18 protein-coding genes are annotated in these 16,413 nt (G+C 69.4%); 9 read left to right on the top strand and 9 right to left on the bottom strand.

The window, feature by feature from the left end; translation table 11 throughout:
* Positions 1–98: 98 nt before the first annotated feature.
* Positions 99–530 carry a hypothetical protein gene (locus ACLBYG_RS22795; RefSeq protein ID WP_234083319.1) on the bottom strand — a complete coding sequence of 144 codons (432 nt, stop codon included), beginning with the start codon at positions 528–530 and terminating at the stop codon, positions 99–101.
* Between the two features lie 181 nt (positions 531–711).
* Positions 712–966: a hypothetical protein gene (locus ACLBYG_RS22790; protein WP_026605357.1), complete on the bottom strand. Its 255-nt coding sequence runs from the start codon at positions 964–966 to the stop codon at positions 712–714.
* 521 nt (positions 967–1,487) lie between these two features.
* Here ACLBYG_RS22790 and ACLBYG_RS22785 point away from each other — a divergent pair.
* From ACLBYG_RS22785 to ACLBYG_RS22765, 5 genes are all read left to right on the top strand, one after another.
* Complete coding sequence (locus ACLBYG_RS22785) at positions 1,488–1,625, top strand: hypothetical protein (RefSeq protein WP_157861912.1); 138 nt, start codon at positions 1,488–1,490, stop codon at positions 1,623–1,625.
* Between the two features lie 536 nt (positions 1,626–2,161).
* A complete protein-coding gene (locus ACLBYG_RS22780) occupies positions 2,162–2,293 on the top strand; it encodes a hypothetical protein (protein WP_020095914.1) in 132 nt (43 codons plus the stop codon).
* 37 nt (positions 2,294–2,330) lie between these two features.
* Positions 2,331–2,729 carry a DoxX family protein gene (locus ACLBYG_RS22775; protein ID WP_427510361.1) on the top strand — a complete coding sequence of 133 codons (399 nt, stop codon included), beginning with the start codon at positions 2,331–2,333 and terminating at the stop codon, positions 2,727–2,729.
* 344 nt (positions 2,730–3,073) lie between these two features.
* Positions 3,074–3,334, top strand: a complete 261-nt coding sequence (locus ACLBYG_RS22770) for a hypothetical protein (protein WP_026605355.1) — start codon at positions 3,074–3,076, stop codon at positions 3,332–3,334.
* A 213-nt stretch (positions 3,335–3,547) separates the two neighbouring features.
* Positions 3,548–3,760, top strand: a complete 213-nt coding sequence (locus tag ACLBYG_RS22765) for a hypothetical protein (protein ID WP_447683005.1) — start codon at positions 3,548–3,550, stop codon at positions 3,758–3,760.
* 71 nt (positions 3,761–3,831) lie between these two features.
* On the opposite strand, the gene ACLBYG_RS22760 is transcribed toward ACLBYG_RS22765, so the two are convergent.
* The 5 genes from ACLBYG_RS22760 to ACLBYG_RS22740 all read right to left on the bottom strand — a co-directional run bounded on the left by ACLBYG_RS22760 (position 3,832) and on the right by ACLBYG_RS22740 (position 7,816).
* The gene (locus tag ACLBYG_RS22760; protein WP_447683004.1) at positions 3,832–4,236 is read right to left on the bottom strand and encodes a response regulator; all 405 of its coding nucleotides are present in this window, start codon (positions 4,234–4,236) and stop codon (positions 3,832–3,834) included.
* A 285-nt stretch (positions 4,237–4,521) separates the two neighbouring features.
* Positions 4,522–4,698 carry a hypothetical protein gene (locus ACLBYG_RS22755; RefSeq protein WP_020095909.1) on the bottom strand — a complete coding sequence of 59 codons (177 nt, stop codon included), beginning with the start codon at positions 4,696–4,698 and terminating at the stop codon, positions 4,522–4,524.
* Between the two features lie 158 nt (positions 4,699–4,856).
* Positions 4,857–5,987 carry a plasmid replication protein RepC gene (gene repC / locus ACLBYG_RS22750; RefSeq protein WP_447683003.1) on the bottom strand — a complete coding sequence of 377 codons (1,131 nt, stop codon included), beginning with the start codon at positions 5,985–5,987 and terminating at the stop codon, positions 4,857–4,859.
* A gap of 181 nt (positions 5,988–6,168) precedes the next feature.
* Positions 6,169–6,393, bottom strand: coding sequence for a hypothetical protein (locus tag ACLBYG_RS22745; protein ID WP_020095907.1), 225 nt, complete (start codon positions 6,391–6,393; stop codon positions 6,169–6,171).
* A 733-nt stretch (positions 6,394–7,126) separates the two neighbouring features.
* Entirely contained in the window at positions 7,127–7,816 is a 690-nt protein-coding gene (locus ACLBYG_RS22740; protein WP_447683002.1) for a sigma-70 family RNA polymerase sigma factor, read from the bottom strand.
* Positions 7,817–8,254: 438 nt separating this feature from the next.
* Between ACLBYG_RS22740 and ACLBYG_RS22735 the strand changes: the two genes are divergently transcribed.
* Positions 8,255–8,509: a hypothetical protein gene (locus tag ACLBYG_RS22735; protein ID WP_447683001.1), complete on the top strand. Its 255-nt coding sequence runs from the start codon at positions 8,255–8,257 to the stop codon at positions 8,507–8,509.
* An 85-nt stretch (positions 8,510–8,594) separates the two neighbouring features.
* On the opposite strand, the gene ACLBYG_RS22730 is transcribed toward ACLBYG_RS22735, so the two are convergent.
* Positions 8,595–8,921, bottom strand: a complete 327-nt coding sequence (locus ACLBYG_RS22730; protein WP_020095904.1) for a helix-turn-helix domain-containing protein — start codon at positions 8,919–8,921, stop codon at positions 8,595–8,597.
* 373 nt (positions 8,922–9,294) lie between these two features.
* On the opposite strand from ACLBYG_RS22730, the gene ACLBYG_RS22725 reads away from it, so the two are divergent.
* From ACLBYG_RS22725 to ACLBYG_RS22715, 3 genes are read left to right on the top strand one after another with little or no spacing between them, the layout of a single operon-like run.
* On the top strand, positions 9,295–11,058 hold the full coding sequence (locus tag ACLBYG_RS22725; RefSeq protein WP_447683000.1) for a type I secretion system permease/ATPase: 1,764 nt from the start codon (positions 9,295–9,297) through the stop codon (positions 11,056–11,058).
* Between the two features lie 3 nt (positions 11,059–11,061).
* Positions 11,062–12,426, top strand: coding sequence for an HlyD family type I secretion periplasmic adaptor subunit (locus tag ACLBYG_RS22720; RefSeq protein WP_447682999.1), 1,365 nt, complete (start codon positions 11,062–11,064; stop codon positions 12,424–12,426).
* Positions 12,427–12,464: 38 nt separating this feature from the next.
* Positions 12,465–15,383: a hypothetical protein gene (locus tag ACLBYG_RS22715; protein WP_447682998.1), complete on the top strand. Its 2,919-nt coding sequence runs from the start codon at positions 12,465–12,467 to the stop codon at positions 15,381–15,383.
* A gap of 230 nt (positions 15,384–15,613) precedes the next feature.
* On the opposite strand, the gene ACLBYG_RS22710 is transcribed toward ACLBYG_RS22715, so the two are convergent.
* Positions 15,614–16,123 (bottom strand): sigma factor, encoded by a 510-nt coding sequence (locus tag ACLBYG_RS22710; RefSeq protein WP_447682997.1) that lies wholly within the window; start codon positions 16,121–16,123, stop codon positions 15,614–15,616.
* Positions 16,124–16,413 lie beyond the last annotated feature (290 nt).

Genomic DNA, 16,413 nt, shown 5'->3' with positions numbered 1-16,413 from the left:
GAGCGCGCTGCCCGCGAAGGCATTGCGTTCCCGGACCGCCTGTCAGCCGGTCTCGGGAGGCCCCCGGGCGGGCAAGGCGAGCATCCGCGAGGGGCAGCCTAGCGAGGCGCGAAGATCGTCACGTTGCTGTTGATCTGGTAGGCGGCCGTCGGCTTCGTGTTGACCAACCGCAGATAGATCGGGCTCTCGCCGAGGATCGCGCCGAACGCCCGTGTCACCTTGAGCGGGAAGCAGCGTGCCAGCACAGCGGATGCCGCCTCCTCGTAGCGACGGTGCGCGTCCTGGTCGCCGACCAGTCGCCGCGCGGTGATGAGCGGCTTGCCCCGGATGGCACCCGTCTTGTCGAGGCCGAACCGGTAGGCAATCAGGGATCCCTCCGTGCCGGGCGGCACCGTCCAGCACGCCGCCATCGCCTCGCGGAACTCAGCCCAGTTGTTGACGGGCGCGACCTGAGATCGCGCCGGCAGATCTGACAGAACAGAGACGGCTGCTGCGAGCAGCAGCGTGGCAAACGGTTTTGCCAAGGGCACCTCCGCGATGACCGCCGTATCTCCGAAGTATTCTGCTCGAACAGGGCCGCGATCTCGTTGCCGCGGCTTCAGGTCATCGCCGACAGGGGAGGATGTGACGTCGACCCCGATGCCAGTGACCCGGGCCGATCCCGGGGCGTGCTCGACGTCGCGGACCCACCATCGACGCGCCCGGATTCGCTCACTGACGCGGTGCCGGCGCGGGATTCTGCGGCGACGCCCCCGGCTGTGCGGGTGCCTGCGGGATCGAGTTCTGAGGCGGAGGCGGCGGCTGCTGACCGGTGCTGGCCGGAGCCTGATCGTTCTGCAGGGTCTGGTTCGCCTGAGTCTGGATCTTGTCGGCCGTCTGCTGGCTGATGACTCCGTAGGAGACTGCAGCGGCGAGCGCGACGGCGATAACGGCTCCGATGATGGTCTTGGTCAGCTTGGGCGGCATCGTTGCGTCCTCCACGATCAAAGTCAGTCCGACGGCGGCTCCCGGTCAGATGACATAGGCGGCAACCGTGCCTGAGGTAGTTCCCCGGCCCGGATCAGCAGCCGCCCGGCCTCTGAGATCGGGGGGTCTGCCGGGACCGGAGCCGTCGGGCCCGAAATGCGGCCAGTGCCCGGGCTGGTGAGGGAAGGCGCGTCGCCGCGGCGATCAGGGCGGACTACCCGAGGGAGAAGGATCTCCAGCGCGCGCCGGCGCCGTCGGAACCCGACCCTGCCACCGGGTTGCAATCGGTTAAAGAACGGTTAAGCTTCTACGTAGGTAATACGGGGGAGCGGTCATGAAACCAATCTATCCGCAGCGTGAGGACGGTCTGCGTGTCCCGCAATCGACCGCGATCACAGTTTTCCCTCGGCACGAAGACGAGATCCTCCAGGAACAGATGCGGCGGCAGCACAATGCGCGTGCCCGCCACCGTTCGGCGCGCCGCCATCTCGCCGCGCGGGCCCATAGCTGAGGGCACGGCCATGCTCGAACCATTGCTCTTCATCGGCCTCATCATCGCCGCTGTGGCTGCCGCGACCCGGCTCGGGATCGCCGCCGCGGCACCGATGGCGCCGTCGCGCCTCGACGCGTGGGACGGACGCGCCGACGCGGACGCCTGAATCGGCAGCGTCCTCCCGACAGCACCGTCGTCGCGCCCGCGGACGGGCGGGCTGGACCCCAGGCGTCGCCGAGCGCCGCGCCCGTCTTCCCGGGTTGTCGGGTCCCCGCCGCGGAGGCTCACGGGGGCGGCGCGTCGGAGACCGTGGCGGTGTCGCCTGAGACACCGATCGTCGCCTATGAGCCAGTCGATCCGTCGGCGATCCGTCCCGACGCGAAGGTCTTCGTCACCGCCGAGCGGGACGGCGGCAAACTGACAGCGCTCCGGGCCAGCGTGGGCGAGGACGGCCTCACCCCGGCATGTAGCCGACGATGTGGCCGGCGGCGGTCGGTTGCCGCGCGGCCATGGCGTCGCGGCGCATCCCGGAGGCGTGCCGGCGATCGCGCGTGGCGCCGTGGATCGTTCACCGAGAACGGCGTCTCAACTGATTTCGTGCAATCCAACGCAATAATCGAAGCAATAACGGCGCAATCCAGCTTGGCCATATGACCGTCCTGGGACAGCCGATCCACGGCTGCACGGATGAGGCAACCACCGATGGCCACCAAGATGATGACCAAGGGCATGACCGTCACCGACCACATCGTGGCTTGGTCGATGCTGACTGGCTTGGCGCTCGCCGTCCTCCAGCTCGCCCTGACCGCGGCGCTGCCGACGCACTTCGTCTGATCCGCCGAGAGAGATGCCTGCTGGGAGGGGTATGGGGATGGCTCGGGTTCGGGATAGGCGGAGTGTCGGCAGCGTGGCGCTGCGAGGCCTGTTGACCGCGGTGTTCCTGGTGGCCGCCGGCATGAAGTTCGCCGCTGTGCCGTTCGAGGTCGAGGGCTTCGTCCGCTTCGGCTACCCGCTGTGGTTCATGGACGTGGTCGGCGCCCTGCAACTCCTCGGCGCGGTGCTCCTCTGGACGCCCGGTTGCGTCGCCCTCGGCGCCTGTCTGCTCGCCGTGCTCATGGCCGGCGCGGTCGGCAGCCATCTCCTCGCGGGCGACCCCGTTCTGATGCCGCTTCCCGCCTTCGTGCTTCTCATCCTGCTGGGCGGCGTCGCTCACGCGCGCCGGTCCGAGCTTCTGCCGTCCGGCAGCGACACGGAGATGCGGCAGGCCTGACCGTTCCGACAGGGCGGCTTCGGCCATTCACGTCCGCGCGGGGGCACAGTGGGGGCACAGTGGGGGCGCAGTGGGGGCGCAGTGGGGGCTCGTCGGTTCGAGCCTTGACCGGCGAGGCCGCGAGCGGAGTGACGGGCACGCGGCAGTCCGGACACCACGCCCGGCCGCCGCGGCTCGGTGCCGGCGACGTGGAAATCGTCCCCGGGCGCCGATCGATCTGCGGCGACGGTCACGCATGTCTGCCGTGCCGACACGGGTGTGGCGACCATCGCGAACCGCCGTTAAGCCCTCCGGCCCTACCGGCGACGCGGTACATGCGCCGGGCCTGGCCCATCGGGACCCCCATGAGAAAGTTGCTCGCGTTCGCCGTGGCCGTCGTCGTGTGCGCGGGTCCCGCGCTCGCCCTGGCCGATCAGCCGGCTCGGGATTGCGACCGGGACCCCGAGACGACGGGCGCGTTGCCCGGTGATCCCCGCAGTCTGTACCTGCCTGGCGAGCGACCGGTGAAGGCCGACCGAGACCCGCCAGAGGCCAGCTGGCAGGACGAGGCCCGAGAGACGTCCGAGCAGCGCAGGCGCGATCTCCTCGCCTGCGGCGTGGACTGAGGCGGGTGGCCGATCACCGCGACGGAAGGATCGGCGGCGTCAGCGTCAGCCTGGGACATCTTCGGTTCCCCGCCGGTGACGATCCCCTAACCGGGCCCAGGCACCGTGATGGCGGGCCGCGTTGCGTATCGGCTCACGGGTGGTGACACCGGACGCTCCCCCGCCCCGTGACGGGATCGGTGGCGCAGGACGGCCGAAGCTGGGGGGGCACGCATGAGGGACGAGCCGGACCAGACGCTCTCGGACGAGGAGCTGGACCGTCTGGCGCGCGAGCTGTTCGCCGAGGTCCGCGGCGAGTACTCGGAAGCGAAAGTGGAGCGGGCCCTGAAGACCGCCGGTGAGGTCGCCGGGGAAGTGCTTCCCGGGATACCGGACTGGCTGCTCGACGGTAGCGACGACGCCAGCGCCGACGACAGCGGGACCTGAACCTCGCCGTGATGCGGCCCGTCGTCGACGGCGCGGCTCTCCCGCGCCGGCGCACGCTGGGCTGGCCACCGTCAATGCGGCCCGGACCCTACGCCCCGCGTCGCCAGCACAGCCCCCAGCGCGCCGGCCAGCCCCTCCGGTGTGAACGGTTTGCGCAGGTAGCGAGCGCCCATCGGCATCTGCTCCTCGGCGGGCCAAGCCACACCCGACACGATCAGGATCGCCAGTTCGGGCCAGCGCGCCGCGACGGCTTTGGCCAGGGTGAAGCCACTCAAGGGCTCGCCTGCCAAGTCCACGTCCGCGACCATGGCCACAAGTTCGGGACGGGCCGCCAGATGAGCCTGGGCGGCTTCGACAGTGGCGGCCTCCGCGACTTCGTATCCCGCGTCGCGAAGGGCCGCAGCCGCATCCATGAGCTGCACGGGATTGTCCTCGACAATCAGAACAGCGCGTTGCGACGCGACGGCGTCTGCCATCCTGGATCTCCACACTTCGTCACCGCAGTAACGCAGTTGATCCCGATTGCGTCCCACACAAACCTGTCCGATGGGGACCGGGTTCGGGGCGATCACGCGCCGAACCCCTCGCACCGAGAGTGCCGGGTGCCGCGGTACCTGCCCGGCCTCCTGGCGGAACGGCACTGCAGGCGCCCGACCAATCCGGCATCGCTCACCGACACGTCACCGCGGCGGTCTTCCGTGAAGCGAGGGCGCCTGCCCGGCGCCCGCAGGGATCGGACTCTTCGCGTGGTTGTCGGCGCGCTAGACCCGGATCTCCTCGATGGCGAGTCCACCGGCCCGGAGATGGTCGGGGATGTCGGAATGATCGTAATACCCCGCCTCGTGCGCCATGGCGTCGAGGGCAGCGAGCGGGTCAGGCGCCGAGCCCGTCCAGAGGATGGCGCCCGTCACCTCGTGCCGGATCTGAAACACCTTCACCGCTAGCCTCCCATGTTCAACGGCCGCGCAAGCGTAGCGTGAGTTCCGGGTTCCGGAGGCTACCTACATCGGTCAGGATCCGGGTGCCCGGATTCGCTGCCGCGGCGTGGCGCATCTGCAGGGCTCCGCGGTCCGGGGTGGGTGACGTTCGCCCGAGGTCACGTCATCTTCCTCCTGCGCATCGCCATGAGCTCGGCTTCGAGCCCGTAGCGACCTTCGGAACACAGGCGGACGAGCTGCCTGAAGTAGCCGCCTGGGTTCTTGATGCGGATCTCACCCCGGCGCACGTCGTCGTCGTGGAGCTGCGCGACGATCAGCACGAGCACCGAGGCCCGGAACGGACCGAGGGCTTCGCAAGCCTCGCTCCAGGCCGACGGATGCGCGCCGATCCCGCCCCGCATCAGCCGGCCGATCTCGATGACATCCGCTTCCGTTCTGAGGGTGACGCCGAATTCGGCGGCGACAGGGCAAGCAGCCGCGACGAGTGACGGTTCGGGCCTACGGGTCGGCTCAGGCTCCTTCTCGGGAGCCTTTGCACAAGGATCGGTAGGAGATCCGGTGTTTTGTTCTATGTGGCGGCCGGAGTTGCCGGCAGAGGCGGCTTGAAAGAAACGATCCTCCGCCATGACTTGCAGTTCTCCCCAGGCATCGAGGACGACGTCAGGACCCGCGCCGGAAGCACGTCTCCTCGGCGTGCTGCGCTCCAAGGTCTCCTGCGCCGCGAGCAGATCGGCGGCATCCGTCGCCGGGAAGCGGGCGCGCAGGGCGGCGAGGGCCTCCGACACCGCGCGGCGACGAACGGTCAGGAGATCGAACGCGCGGCTTCGCTGAGCGTCCCTCGCGGTGGCTTCCATGATCGCGGTCGCCCATTCTCCCTTCCGGGCGACGATGGGAGTCAGGTCGAAACCGTACGCGTCGATGACGGCGCCGCCCGGCCCGCGGATGGCGAAACGCTTGCCGTTCGCGCTGTCCCGAGGTGTGATGACCTCCAGGGCCACCAGGTCGCGCAGGCCGTAGCGGAGCGCGCGCTCCGACAGCCCGGTCATCCCGCACAGGTGCTCGTTCGAGGGCCACACCACCAAGCGTTCCCAATCCTGCTCACCCCACACGGCGCAGAGCGCCGAGAGGATCGAACGCAGGGCAGGGCGCAGGTTCAGGGCCTTGGCCGCGTCCCGGCCCGCGGCCGAGAGCTCCCTGCGCGAGACCGTCCGCCCGTCTTCGAGCGCAAGTCTCCGGCCGGCGAGCGCGGCGCGCGTGAGCGGCCGGCCACCGGAATGAACTGTCTCCACCTCGTCCGCCTCCTCTCAGGAGGCAAAGCGGGACCGTTCACCCCGAAGGGTGTTCTTGACGACGGCCTGGGGGAGGGGGCATAAAGGGGGTGCGAATCGCCTGTCGCGCCCCATCCCAGGGTATGTCAGGTCCAAAGGCCTCGAGGTTCCCGCCTCGGGGCCTTCTGCTTTGCCCGTTACATCATGCCGACTTCTCCTCGAAGGCAGACGCGAGCGCCCACTCGATCGCCTCGGTACGGCTCCTGAACCGACCGTTCTGGATCGCCTGGTCGATGACGGCCTTGACCGACGGCTTCAGCCACACGTTCTGCTGGGTCATGCCCTTCTGCTTCAGAGCCTCCCTGCGACGTGTCTGACGGCGCGTGTCCGCCGCCTTCAGCTCAGCCAGCCGTTCCTCTGCGGTCATCGGTCCCCGCCCGATTCTGCCAACGTGACTGTTCATGTGGACCGATTCTGCAAAGTGAGTCCAGCGGCGACCCGGATTCGTACGGGGATGGGTGAGTTTGTTAAGGGCGACCTGTTCCGCGGCGGCACCGGAGACCGCGCCGAGAGTCTCCACGGCGAGGATGCCTGACGCGGCGCTGCCCGATGGTCGGTGACGCCACGCCGACCTTCGTGCGACACGGGCGGCGCGTGGAGGCGGAGCGTCCGTCGAGGCGCCCGGGGATGATCTCTGGCTCGGACCGGGACGAGCGGCCTGCTGCGGCGGCAGCGACCGGGACGGGCCCGAACCTTGCCGAAGCGCGGGCTGAACCGCGGCGTTGTCCATCGACGATGGCGGCCGCGTGGTGCAGTCGCTGCTCGCGACACGCTCGTGCGGCTTGAAGCGCGATGGGGGAGGGCGTCCCGCGGCGGTTTCGCGGTCGCGATAGGGGCCGAGACGGCTTTGCCGGCCTGCGCCTGGCCTTTCCCCGGCCTTCGCGCGTGTCGCGCGCCCGACCTCGTCTCTCTGCCCGGGCTATCCGTCCGACAAGGACGGTCGAACCGTCGAGGTTCGACTCCGGCCAGGGCGGCGGGGGACCGTTCCCAGGTCGTCGCCCGTCGGGACTCGCCCCAGGGCGGAGCGCGGATGGGCACCTGTCTCAACCATGCCGGGGCCGTCGAGCGTAGAAGATCCGCCCTCGGTCAGGATGCTCGTCTCAGGCGAGATGCGCGACGAGCAAGGCCCGGGCGCGGCTCACCCGGCTCTTCACGGTCCCGGTCTGACAGCCCATCACCTCCGCGGCAGCCTCGTAGGTCAGGCCTTGGGCCCCCACGAGGAGCAGGGCCTCACGCTGCAGTTCCGGCAGCTTGCCGATATGGGACCAGACGATCTGCAGATCGGACCCGTGCTCCTGGGCTGCGGGCGCCGTGAGCTGCGCCGCGGCGGCACCGTTCACGTCCTCGATCTCGCGCTTTCGCTTGCGGCACTCGGTGTAGAACTGGTTGCGCAGGATGGTGCAGAGCCACGCCTTCAGGTTCGAGCCCGGGATGAACAGATCCTGGTGCGCCCAGGCTCGGAGCACAGTCTCTTGGACCAGATCGTCGGCGCGCGAGGCATCGCCGACGAGCGAGAGGGCGAAGGCGCGCAGGCCGGGCAGCGTTTCGGTCAGGCCCTCGCGAAACGCGGTGGCATCGTCCTGGCGCGGCCCCTCCAGCGCTGCATCGAGCCGCGCGACGAGGTCCAGCAGACGCGGCGGTGTCTGTGCCCGTGTCACGGCCTCGTAGGCGGCGCGCAGCTGCAGGCCGAGATGATCCCGCACACCGGTGGGCAGAATCGCGGGTTCCGGAGGGTCCTGTCGGCTCGGCCGATCGACTCCGCCGTCTTGAGAAACCAGCGTGTCCGTCAACTCACGTCCTCTCAAAGCGCTCGCCGCACGAACCGATCTCGGGCCGCCGTGAACCCCGCCTGACGAACCGGCGATCTGCAGCGGGCCATCCGGCGGGAGTGGCCCGACCACGCGCGTCATCGAGCGTCCATCCCTCCAGATAGGACCCGCCACCTGACTGTACAGTGAACATCTAACCCCGCAAGCGGCGGATCGTTCGCCGCGGCCTACGCGTTGGGGCACGCTTCCGTCCCTGGAGGGCGGACATGTTGAACCGAGAAGAAACCGAAGATCATCGCGCGCGGAGGTGAACCCCGACGTGGTCTGAGGCCGAGCGAGGAACGACGGATCGAGGTGAACGAGTCACGTCGGCGAGAGGCGCGCGTTCGCCGTCAGACTGCGAGCTGCGTGCGCGGGGCGGCTGTTGCCGGCCAGGTGAGGATCTATTGGGCAGCGTCGATGCCTCAGAATGTCGAATACTGGATCACGGACAGGCCGGACGGCCGCTTCGACGTTGTTGTCCAGCTCGAATCCGGCAAAATCTTTCGCCGCAGCGGGTGCATCTCGCGGACCGAGGCCGATACGTGGATCGAGGGATTGCGAATGCTGATGGCGGCGATCGGCGCGCCCGTATCGGCCGCCGACGCGACGTCTGACGACCCATCGCCCCTCGGATCACAGACGGTGGACGGTGCGGATCACTCCACCTCCTGAGCTGCGCGGGCGGTCGTCTCCAGGCTGGAGCCGTCCCGCGCGCCTCGCGCATCCGAATGATCCGGGCCCTGAGAGCGTCAACGGCCTACGCCTCGTTGCCCTCAGGCTCCGCGCTCCGATCGCCGAACAGGATCTCGTGGGTGATCGGGTCGTAGAAGCGCATCACGTTCCGGACGAACGCTCTCGGCTCGATCGCCAGCGCCTCGGCCCACGCGCGGTACCGATCCGGAGGAATACGACCGCGCCCGGTCTCCAGCTGCGAGATGAAGGTGTAGTAATCCGCACCGACAAGAGCTGCGAGCTGTCGTTGCGACAGGCCGCGCGCCTCCCGCAGTTCCTTCAGATACCGTCCCCCCTCCCGACGCAGCTCCAGCACCTCCTCGGAGTCCAGGCGTTGCTGATGGGCATACACGGGGTTTCACCTTCCTGCCGACCGAAGCCACTCGGCGCGGCGCTTATACAGCAAACACCATATAGCTGGGACGGAGCCGCGCTGTCCAGATGCGCGGCGGCACCCGTCGTCCCCGCGCCCTCCCCGAACGGATCCCGTTGCTTGGCAACAACCTGAATAGCGCTATCATCCTGTAAGGAACGATTTGGAGAATGGCGCCGGATGCCCCACTACCGGTGCATGTCTCTGGATAGCGGCCCATGAAAGTCGAGTATCGCACGTACGATTGCCGCTCGCGGATCTGAGCGCCCGCGGGTCACTGACGCGAGCAGCACGGGAATCTGAGCCATCGGGTATCACCGATCGTGCCGATCGATCGCAGGAAGAGGGCAGAATGGGCGATCCTTCGCTGCAATCGGCATTGACCATCGGCCTGCGCTCGCTCCGGCCGGTCCTGGCGACCGCCGTGGTGTTCGGGCTCTTCATCAATCTGCTGCTGTTCGTCAGCCCGCTCTACATGCTCCAGATCTACGACCGCGTGATCCCTAGCCGGAGTGAGACGACCCTGGCGGGGATCACGCTGATCGCGGCGTTCGGCCTGGCCGTCTACGCGATGCTGGAGATGCTGCGCGCCCGCCTCCTGGTGCGCGGCGGTGTGGTGTTCGATCAGAAAATCGCCACGCCGATCTTCGATGCCGCCCATCGCGGCACCTTGCTCAGGCCCGGCGCGCAGCACGATACGGCGCTGCGCGACGTGGACGTCCTGCGGGAGTTTCTGACCGGCGCCGGCATGCTGGCGTTCTGCGATCTGCCCTGGATACCGATCTTCCTGCTCGCCTGCTTCATCCTCCATCCCTGGTTCGGCTGGATGGCGCTGGTGGGCGGCGGCACGATCCTCGGCCTCACGCTGCTCAACGAGGTCGCCACCCGTCGGACGCTCGACGCCGCCAGTCAGGCCTCGCGCGAAGCGGGGCAGAGCGCCGCCACGGTCTTTCGGAATGGGGAGGTGCTGCAGGCCATGGGCATGGTCGCGTCCATGCGCGGGCTCTGGGGGCGCCGCCACGACGACGTCCTGCTCCTCCAGGCGCGGGCCAGCGATCGCGCGGGCCTGATCGTCGCGGCCACGAAGTTCGTCCGCATGCTGCTGCAGACCCTGGTGCTGGGCATCGGCGCGTATCTGGCGATTCACCGCGAGATCTCGGCCGGGTCGATGATCGCCGCGTCCATCATCATCGGCCGCACCCTCGCGCCGATCGAGGCGGTCGTCGGCAACTGGAAGGGGTTCACGGCGGCGCGGGCGAGCTACCGGCGATTGGTCGATCTCGTGGCCGTCGCCGGCTCGGAGACGCGCCGCCTCGTCCTGCCGCGGCCGCGCGGCCTGATCGAGGCCGAGACCATCTCGGTGGCGGCCCCCGGCGCGACGCGCCCCATCCTCAAGGCGGTGAGCGTCCGGCTCGAGCCCGGCAGCGTCGTGGGGATCATCGGCCCGAGTGCCGCCGGCAAATCGACGCTCGTTCGCGCGCTCACCGGGGTCTGGCCCTTGCTGGAAGGCACGGTGCGCATCGACGGGGCCGACCTGAACCACTGGGACAGGGCCCTGCTCGGGCAGCATGTCGGTTATCTGCCTCAGGACGTCGAGCTGTTCGACGGGACCGTCGCGCAGAACATCGCGCGCTTGGCCGACCGGGACGACGCGCGCGTCATCGAGGTTGCCCAACGGGCTGGCTGTCACGCGCTGATCCAGTCGCTTCCGGAGGGCTACAATACGGTCATCGGTCGGGGGGGACACGGGCTGTCAGGCGGTCAGCGGCAGCGCATCGCTCTGGCCCGCGCGCTCTACGGCGAGCCGAGCCTGGTCGTGCTCGACGAGCCCAATGCGAGTCTCGACCAGCCCGGCGAGGCGGCGCTGATGCGCGCCGTCGCGGACCTGAAGCGATCCGGGACGACGGTGGTGCTGGTGACCCACAAGGTGAGCCTGCTGGAGGAGGCCGACCGTATCCTGCTCATGAGCGAGGGCCGCGTACAGCTCTCCGGCACGCCCGAGCAGGTCCTCGCCCACGTCACCGGCCAGCGGCCGGTCCCGACCCTGGTGCCGCCCGTCGGCCCCGCGGCATCCCAGAGCCGCCGCAGCTCCGACGAACAGCGGAGCGCGGGATAAGCGATGACCGTCACGCGCGCCGCGATCCCGAGCCCGTCCCCCGTGCGAAGAAGGTCCGATCGGGACCGGTCGGGCTCCGCCGACCTGACGAACTGGCGCGCGTACGCCGTCGCCGGCTACGCGCTCATCGTCGCGACGTTCGGGGTTGTCGGCACCTGGGCCGCGGTCGCGCGCCTCGACCGGGCGGTCATCAGTCCCGGGGTGGTGGTCGCGGAAGGCAGCCGCAAAGTGGTGCAGCACCTCGAAGGCGGCATCGTACAGGAGGTGCTGGTCCGGGACGGCCAGGTGGTTCGCGCGGGCGACGTCCTGCTACGCATCGATCCCGTGCAATCGCGAGCCAGCAACGATCTGCTCCGCGGCCAGCTCGACGGGGCCCTGATCCTCGAAGCGCGCCTCCGCGCGGAGCAGGGCCAGGCGCAGGATCTGCTCCTGCCGCCGGAGATCGCGGAGCGGCGCGCCGAGCCGGCCGTCGCCGGCCTGATCGACGACCAGGCCAGCCAGCTGTCGGAGCGCCGCGCGTCCTTCCAGGCGCAGCTCGGCCTCATCGAGGCGCGGGTCACGCAGCTGAAGACGGAGATTTCCGGGCTGGCGGTCGAGAAGGCCTCGGGCGAGCAGCAGGTCGCCCTGATCCAGCAGGAGCTGGAGGGCCTGCGCGGCCTCCAGGAGAAGAACCTCATCCCGCTCTCGCGCGTTCTGATGATGGAGCGCGAGCACGCGCGCCTCCGAGGCGTGATCGGACGGTCCGTGGCGGAGACCGCCAAGGCTCAGAACGGTATCAACGAGGCGGGGATGCAGACCGCGCAGCTCAAGCAGAAGCTGCAGGAATCGCTGACCGCGCAGCTCCTCGACACGCGCCAGAAGATCGCCGAACTGCGCGAGAAGCTCATCGTGGCCCGGGATGTCCTCCGTCGGCACGAGGTCCGGGCGTCGCACCAGGGCGTCATCCAGGGATTGAAGGTCTACACGATCGGCCAGGTGGTCCGCTCGGGCGAGCCGCTGATGGAGATCGTTCCGACGAACGACAGGCTCGTGATCAGCGTGCAGTTCGCGCCGAACGATCTCGAGGCGGTTCATGCCGGCATGCGGGCCGAGGTGAAGTTTCCGGCTTTTCAGACGCGCCGCATGTCGGCGATCTTCGGGACGTTGACGATGGTCTCCCGCGACCGCCTGATCGACGACGGCACCAAGCAGGCCTATTTCGCCGGCACCGTGGAGATCGACGACCATCAACTCCCGGACGACGTACGACCACGCCTCCTAGCGGGCCTGCCCGCCGAGGTCGTCGTCTCGGCCGGCGAGCGCACGGCGCTCGACTATCTGGTGGCGCCGTTCTTCGATGCTCTGGGACGCAGTTTCCATGAACGATAGAGTCCGCTTCTCAGTCATTGTGCGGACGTGAGGTCCCGATGGGCGCGGTCATCTCGTTCTTCCGACCCGCAACGACGTGCCAGGGCGGCTGGTCGCAGCAGGAGCTCGCGGAATTCTACCGCGTCGAGGCCGCGCTGATCCGAGCCGGCCTGCAGATCGGCAGCGAGCAGGGCCTGAGCGACGAGGCGGATCCCTGGTTCGTCTTCTGCCGGCCGGATGGCGACGCCGTCATGCATTTCGCCAGGATCGACGGCAGCTACGTCATCGCGTCCGATGTCTTGGACAGCCCGATGCGGGGCAGCGATTTCCGCGCCCTCATCAACGAGATCGCCCGACGCTATCCCGAGCTTCTCCCGATCCCGCAGGATGCCCGCGGGACGAAGCTCTCGGTTCACCCGGCGGCGCTGCTCGCGGCTCTCGTCGCGGCTGCGGCCCTGAGCCTGTCGCCCGACGACGCCCGCGCGGATGATGGGGAGCGATCGACCGAGAGCGCGGCGCAGCCTCCTCACGCGGGCCACGCGCAACAGCACGGGTCGTCCGAAGCGCGCGACACGGGCGATACCGATGAGCGCGACGGCCACCGTAAGCAGGTCGGGCTGATCGTGTTCTCGGCCATGGTCTTCGCCGCGGATGCCCTCGTCGACCACCCCGCTCAGGGTATCGAGGCGACATCATACCTCGGCGCGCGGGGTGCCAGCAGCGCCGTCCCGGGTGACCAGGGCAGCCTGTCGCCGACGACGGGTGGAGCGGCGAGCCCCGTCCAGTCGGAAGGACCGCTCGGCACCGGCCGCCACGAAGGTCCCGCGAGCGGCGCGGCCGGTCTCGTAACGGCCGAGTCGGCGGCGGTCGCTTCCGCCCGATCTGACGCCGCCGATTTCGGACTCATCGGCCTCAGAGACCCGGCCCTCAGCCATGGGCCGACCCGGGCAGGCGCGGAATCCGGATTTCAGCCGCTCGCGCGCGGCGCCGAGGCCAGCGCAGCCCTCGCAGCGGGTTCATCGTCGTCTCCGGATTCCAGATCGGACGGTGGCGCCGCGCCATCGGGGGACGCCGCGGTACGGGAACAGGGAGCCCCGTCGTCGAGCGCGACCGGTGAGGCGCCATCGCTGGCCCAGAGCGTGACCCCGACGACCGGTCACGCGGCATCGGAAGCTCCGCCAGCCCCGGTCAACGGGCTCAATGCCGCCGCACAGCCCGAGTTGAGACACGCGCAGCTCCCGGTCGAGGAGCGCTCCGGTAGCCCGGACAACGATCCGCGAACGGGCGTCTCGCCGGAGGCAAGGGGGCGGCACGACGCGGTCGCGCATGCGGATCCTTCAGGCATCGGCGCAGGTGCATCCGAACGGGAGGTGCACGGCGCGGCCGGCGACCCCAGTGCAGCATCCGATCCGAGCCCGCGTCCAACAGCGGGCCTCGCGCAGATCCGGGGGGAGGTCACCGATCAGGGCCGCGGTCAAGATGGCGACGGGCCTGGCCGGAGCGCCGATGCGCCAGGCCATCACAAGGACGCGGCGGCCGTTCCACTGGACGTGGCCGGCGGCGCGAGTCCGGATGAACCGCCGGGTCTGGCACAGGCTCAGACAAGCACTTCCGATCCAGGCCCGACGCGGGCCGGCGAAGGTCCCGGCCGGAGTGCCGCTGCGCCGGGCCACCTCCGGGGCTCGGCGCCGCACGCCCAGGACAACGACGGTCAGGGCACGGACACCGGCACGCAATCAGCGCCGCCCTCAGCCACCGTGCAGGCGAGCGGCGCGGTGGCTGCGCACGCTCAGGCCGGCGAAGGCCCCGGCCGGAGCGCCGAGGCACCGGGGCCTCTCCAGGGCCCGGCAGGGCACGCACAGGATGCCGGTAGCCACGGCACGGCGGCCACCGATCCCACCCCCTCAGCTCCGGCAGCCAACCTGCAGATCGAGGCCAGAGCCGCCGAACCGGATCACAGGCAGGCTGGCGAGGGACCGGTTCGGAGCGCGCTGGCGCCGGAACATGTCCAAGACACGGCGCCGCACGCCCGGGATGCCGGCCATCACGGCTCGGCCGCCAACACGGATCCGGTCCAACCATCCGCGAGCGCGCAGACGCAGGCGGATGTTGCTGATCCCGGTCACGCGCGGGCCGGCGCTTCACCTGGCCGGAGCGCCGAGGCGCCGGGACATCTTCACGATACGGCACCACCCGCACAGGATAGCCGCGGTCACGGCTCGGCCACCGACGCGGACCCAGGTCCGCCGTCAGCCGGCGCGCAGGCGCGCGCTGCCGATCCAGGCCACGGGCAGGACGATCGAAGCGGCGAGCCGCCCGGGCACCTCCAAGACGATGGACCGCACGCACAGGGTTCCGCCGTTCACAGCGCGGCCTCCGACGCGGACCCAATCGCTCCGTCAGCCAGCGCGCTGGCGGGGGTGAGAGCGGACGATCCAGGCCATGCTCAGACCGCCGACGGGCCCGGCCGCAGCGGCGAGGCTGCGGATCACGCCCGAGAGACCGAACCGCATCTGCGGAACTCGGACGGCTCCAACCCGGCAACCGGTGCGAACGCAGGCATCTCGCCGAGCGGCACGCAGGATCGAGCCGTCGAGGCGGATCCCAATCCCGCGAACCTCGACGCGGGCCCGCACCACACAGGTCACGGCACTGCCGTTGCGGCCGCGAACGTCGGCACCCCGGTGGCGTCAGACCAATCGCTCTCGCGCCAGGGATCGGGAGGTTCGACCGGCGTGAGCCGCGATCAAGAACCACCAGGCGAGCCGAGTCCCCCGACGAGCGGGGGCAGTCACGGTCCGAGACCGGCCGCCAGCATCGGCCCGAACGGCACCATCGAATTCGCGTCCGACAGCAAACCCGGCTCACCGGCCGGACCGAGCCACGCACCGGCGGACAGTGGCGTCCACGGAGACGTCGGCCTGATCGGGGTTTCAGATCACGGCGCCAACGCCCATCACTTCGACTTCCACTCCTGACGGGAAACCGAGGATCCGCGAACGGCAGGCATTCTCGTGAGTTCTCGACGGTGGCGCTCGACCGCCCTGAACTCGACCGGGGAGCGCGAAGCACTCGATCTGACGAAGAGCGGTTCATATCTCGACGCACGCAGTAGAGCGCGCGTCGATGATCGGCGTCGCCACATCCAGCACCGCCTCGTCAGAGAACGTGGCCGTCGCCATTCGTCCTGCGAGAACGCTCCGCGGTTTCACCGGTCAGGATCGATGCGTCGCCTGTCGGGTGCAGCGTTGCCGACATCCGTCGGATCCGCTGTCTCACGCTTGGAGGGCGAGAGGCTGCTCCGCATGATGGTGAATGTCCAGGCTCGAAGATTGCTACGAGGACGAAAGCGATCCTGACACAGCCAAGCCCTGAGCAGCGTCTCTTGAACCAAGTCCTCAGCCTGATCGGCCGTCTCCGCCATCGACTCCGCGAATCGCTTCAGGTCGGGCAGCATCTCCACGAGGGCTACTCGGAAACGGTCCGCGTCGAACGCCGGATCCCGATCGGCCGCCGCATTGAGATCCGCTGAGTGCGGACGACGCAGATCGATCTTGTCGGGGCCGGACGCGGCAGGCGGACACTCTGGTCCGCCATCAGCACTGAGGGACGGCGATCCAGCCCTATCACCGGGGACCGACCGTGAGCGCGTGTCCGGATGGCACGGCATGCGATGCTCGATTCCACACTGACCGGAGGCATTGTACAGCAGCAGCATAATAGAGGTTTGCTGTACAGCCCTCAAGGCCGCGCCTTCGGCACAGCGCGGTCGTCGGTGCCGGGCGAACGACGAGTGGCCGAGGCATTCGGCACGACCGGTCGGGAAAGGCTCGGAGCAGGCAGATGTCCGGGATCAGTCAGCCCTCGCGCGACGCGGGGAACCGCCTTCGCGGTTGCGCGCGATCTCTCGGCTGATCGGGATGGCCGTGCGGCCGATCGAACGCCCATCACAGAAGGTGACGTGGCTCAGAGAACCTGCACGGGTGCGGAGCGACCGATGAGATCCGG

This window comes from Methylobacterium sp. D53M (genome assembly GCF_053345625.1).
The sequence above is the reverse complement of the archived record's forward strand: the minus strand, read 5'-3'. Positions and strand labels throughout refer to the sequence as shown.

Coding starts and splice junctions, on each gene's coding strand:
- ACLBYG_RS22735 (WP_447683001.1), top strand. CDS start 8,255: ATGCCTCAGAATGTCGAATACTGGATCACGGACAGGCCGGACGGCCGC.
- ACLBYG_RS22745 (WP_020095907.1), bottom strand. CDS start 6,393: ATGACCGCAGAGGAACGGCTGGCTGAGCTGAAGGCGGCGGACACGCGC.
- ACLBYG_RS22725 (WP_447683000.1), top strand. CDS start 9,295: ATGGGCGATCCTTCGCTGCAATCGGCATTGACCATCGGCCTGCGCTCG.
- ACLBYG_RS22765 (WP_447683005.1), top strand. CDS start 3,548: ATGAGGGACGAGCCGGACCAGACGCTCTCGGACGAGGAGCTGGACCGT.
- ACLBYG_RS22785 (WP_157861912.1), top strand. CDS start 1,488: ATGCTCGAACCATTGCTCTTCATCGGCCTCATCATCGCCGCTGTGGCT.
- ACLBYG_RS22770 (WP_026605355.1), top strand. CDS start 3,074: ATGAGAAAGTTGCTCGCGTTCGCCGTGGCCGTCGTCGTGTGCGCGGGT.
- ACLBYG_RS22710 (WP_447682997.1), bottom strand. CDS start 16,123: ATGCTGCTGCTGTACAATGCCTCCGGTCAGTGTGGAATCGAGCATCGC.
- ACLBYG_RS22790 (WP_026605357.1), bottom strand. CDS start 966: ATGCCGCCCAAGCTGACCAAGACCATCATCGGAGCCGTTATCGCCGTC.
- ACLBYG_RS22720 (WP_447682999.1), top strand. CDS start 11,062: ATGACCGTCACGCGCGCCGCGATCCCGAGCCCGTCCCCCGTGCGAAGA.
- ACLBYG_RS22760 (WP_447683004.1), bottom strand. CDS start 4,236: ATGGCAGACGCCGTCGCGTCGCAACGCGCTGTTCTGATTGTCGAGGAC.
- ACLBYG_RS22775 (WP_427510361.1), top strand. CDS start 2,331: ATGGCTCGGGTTCGGGATAGGCGGAGTGTCGGCAGCGTGGCGCTGCGA.
- ACLBYG_RS22780 (WP_020095914.1), top strand. CDS start 2,162: ATGGCCACCAAGATGATGACCAAGGGCATGACCGTCACCGACCACATC.
- ACLBYG_RS22715 (WP_447682998.1), top strand. CDS start 12,465: ATGGGCGCGGTCATCTCGTTCTTCCGACCCGCAACGACGTGCCAGGGC.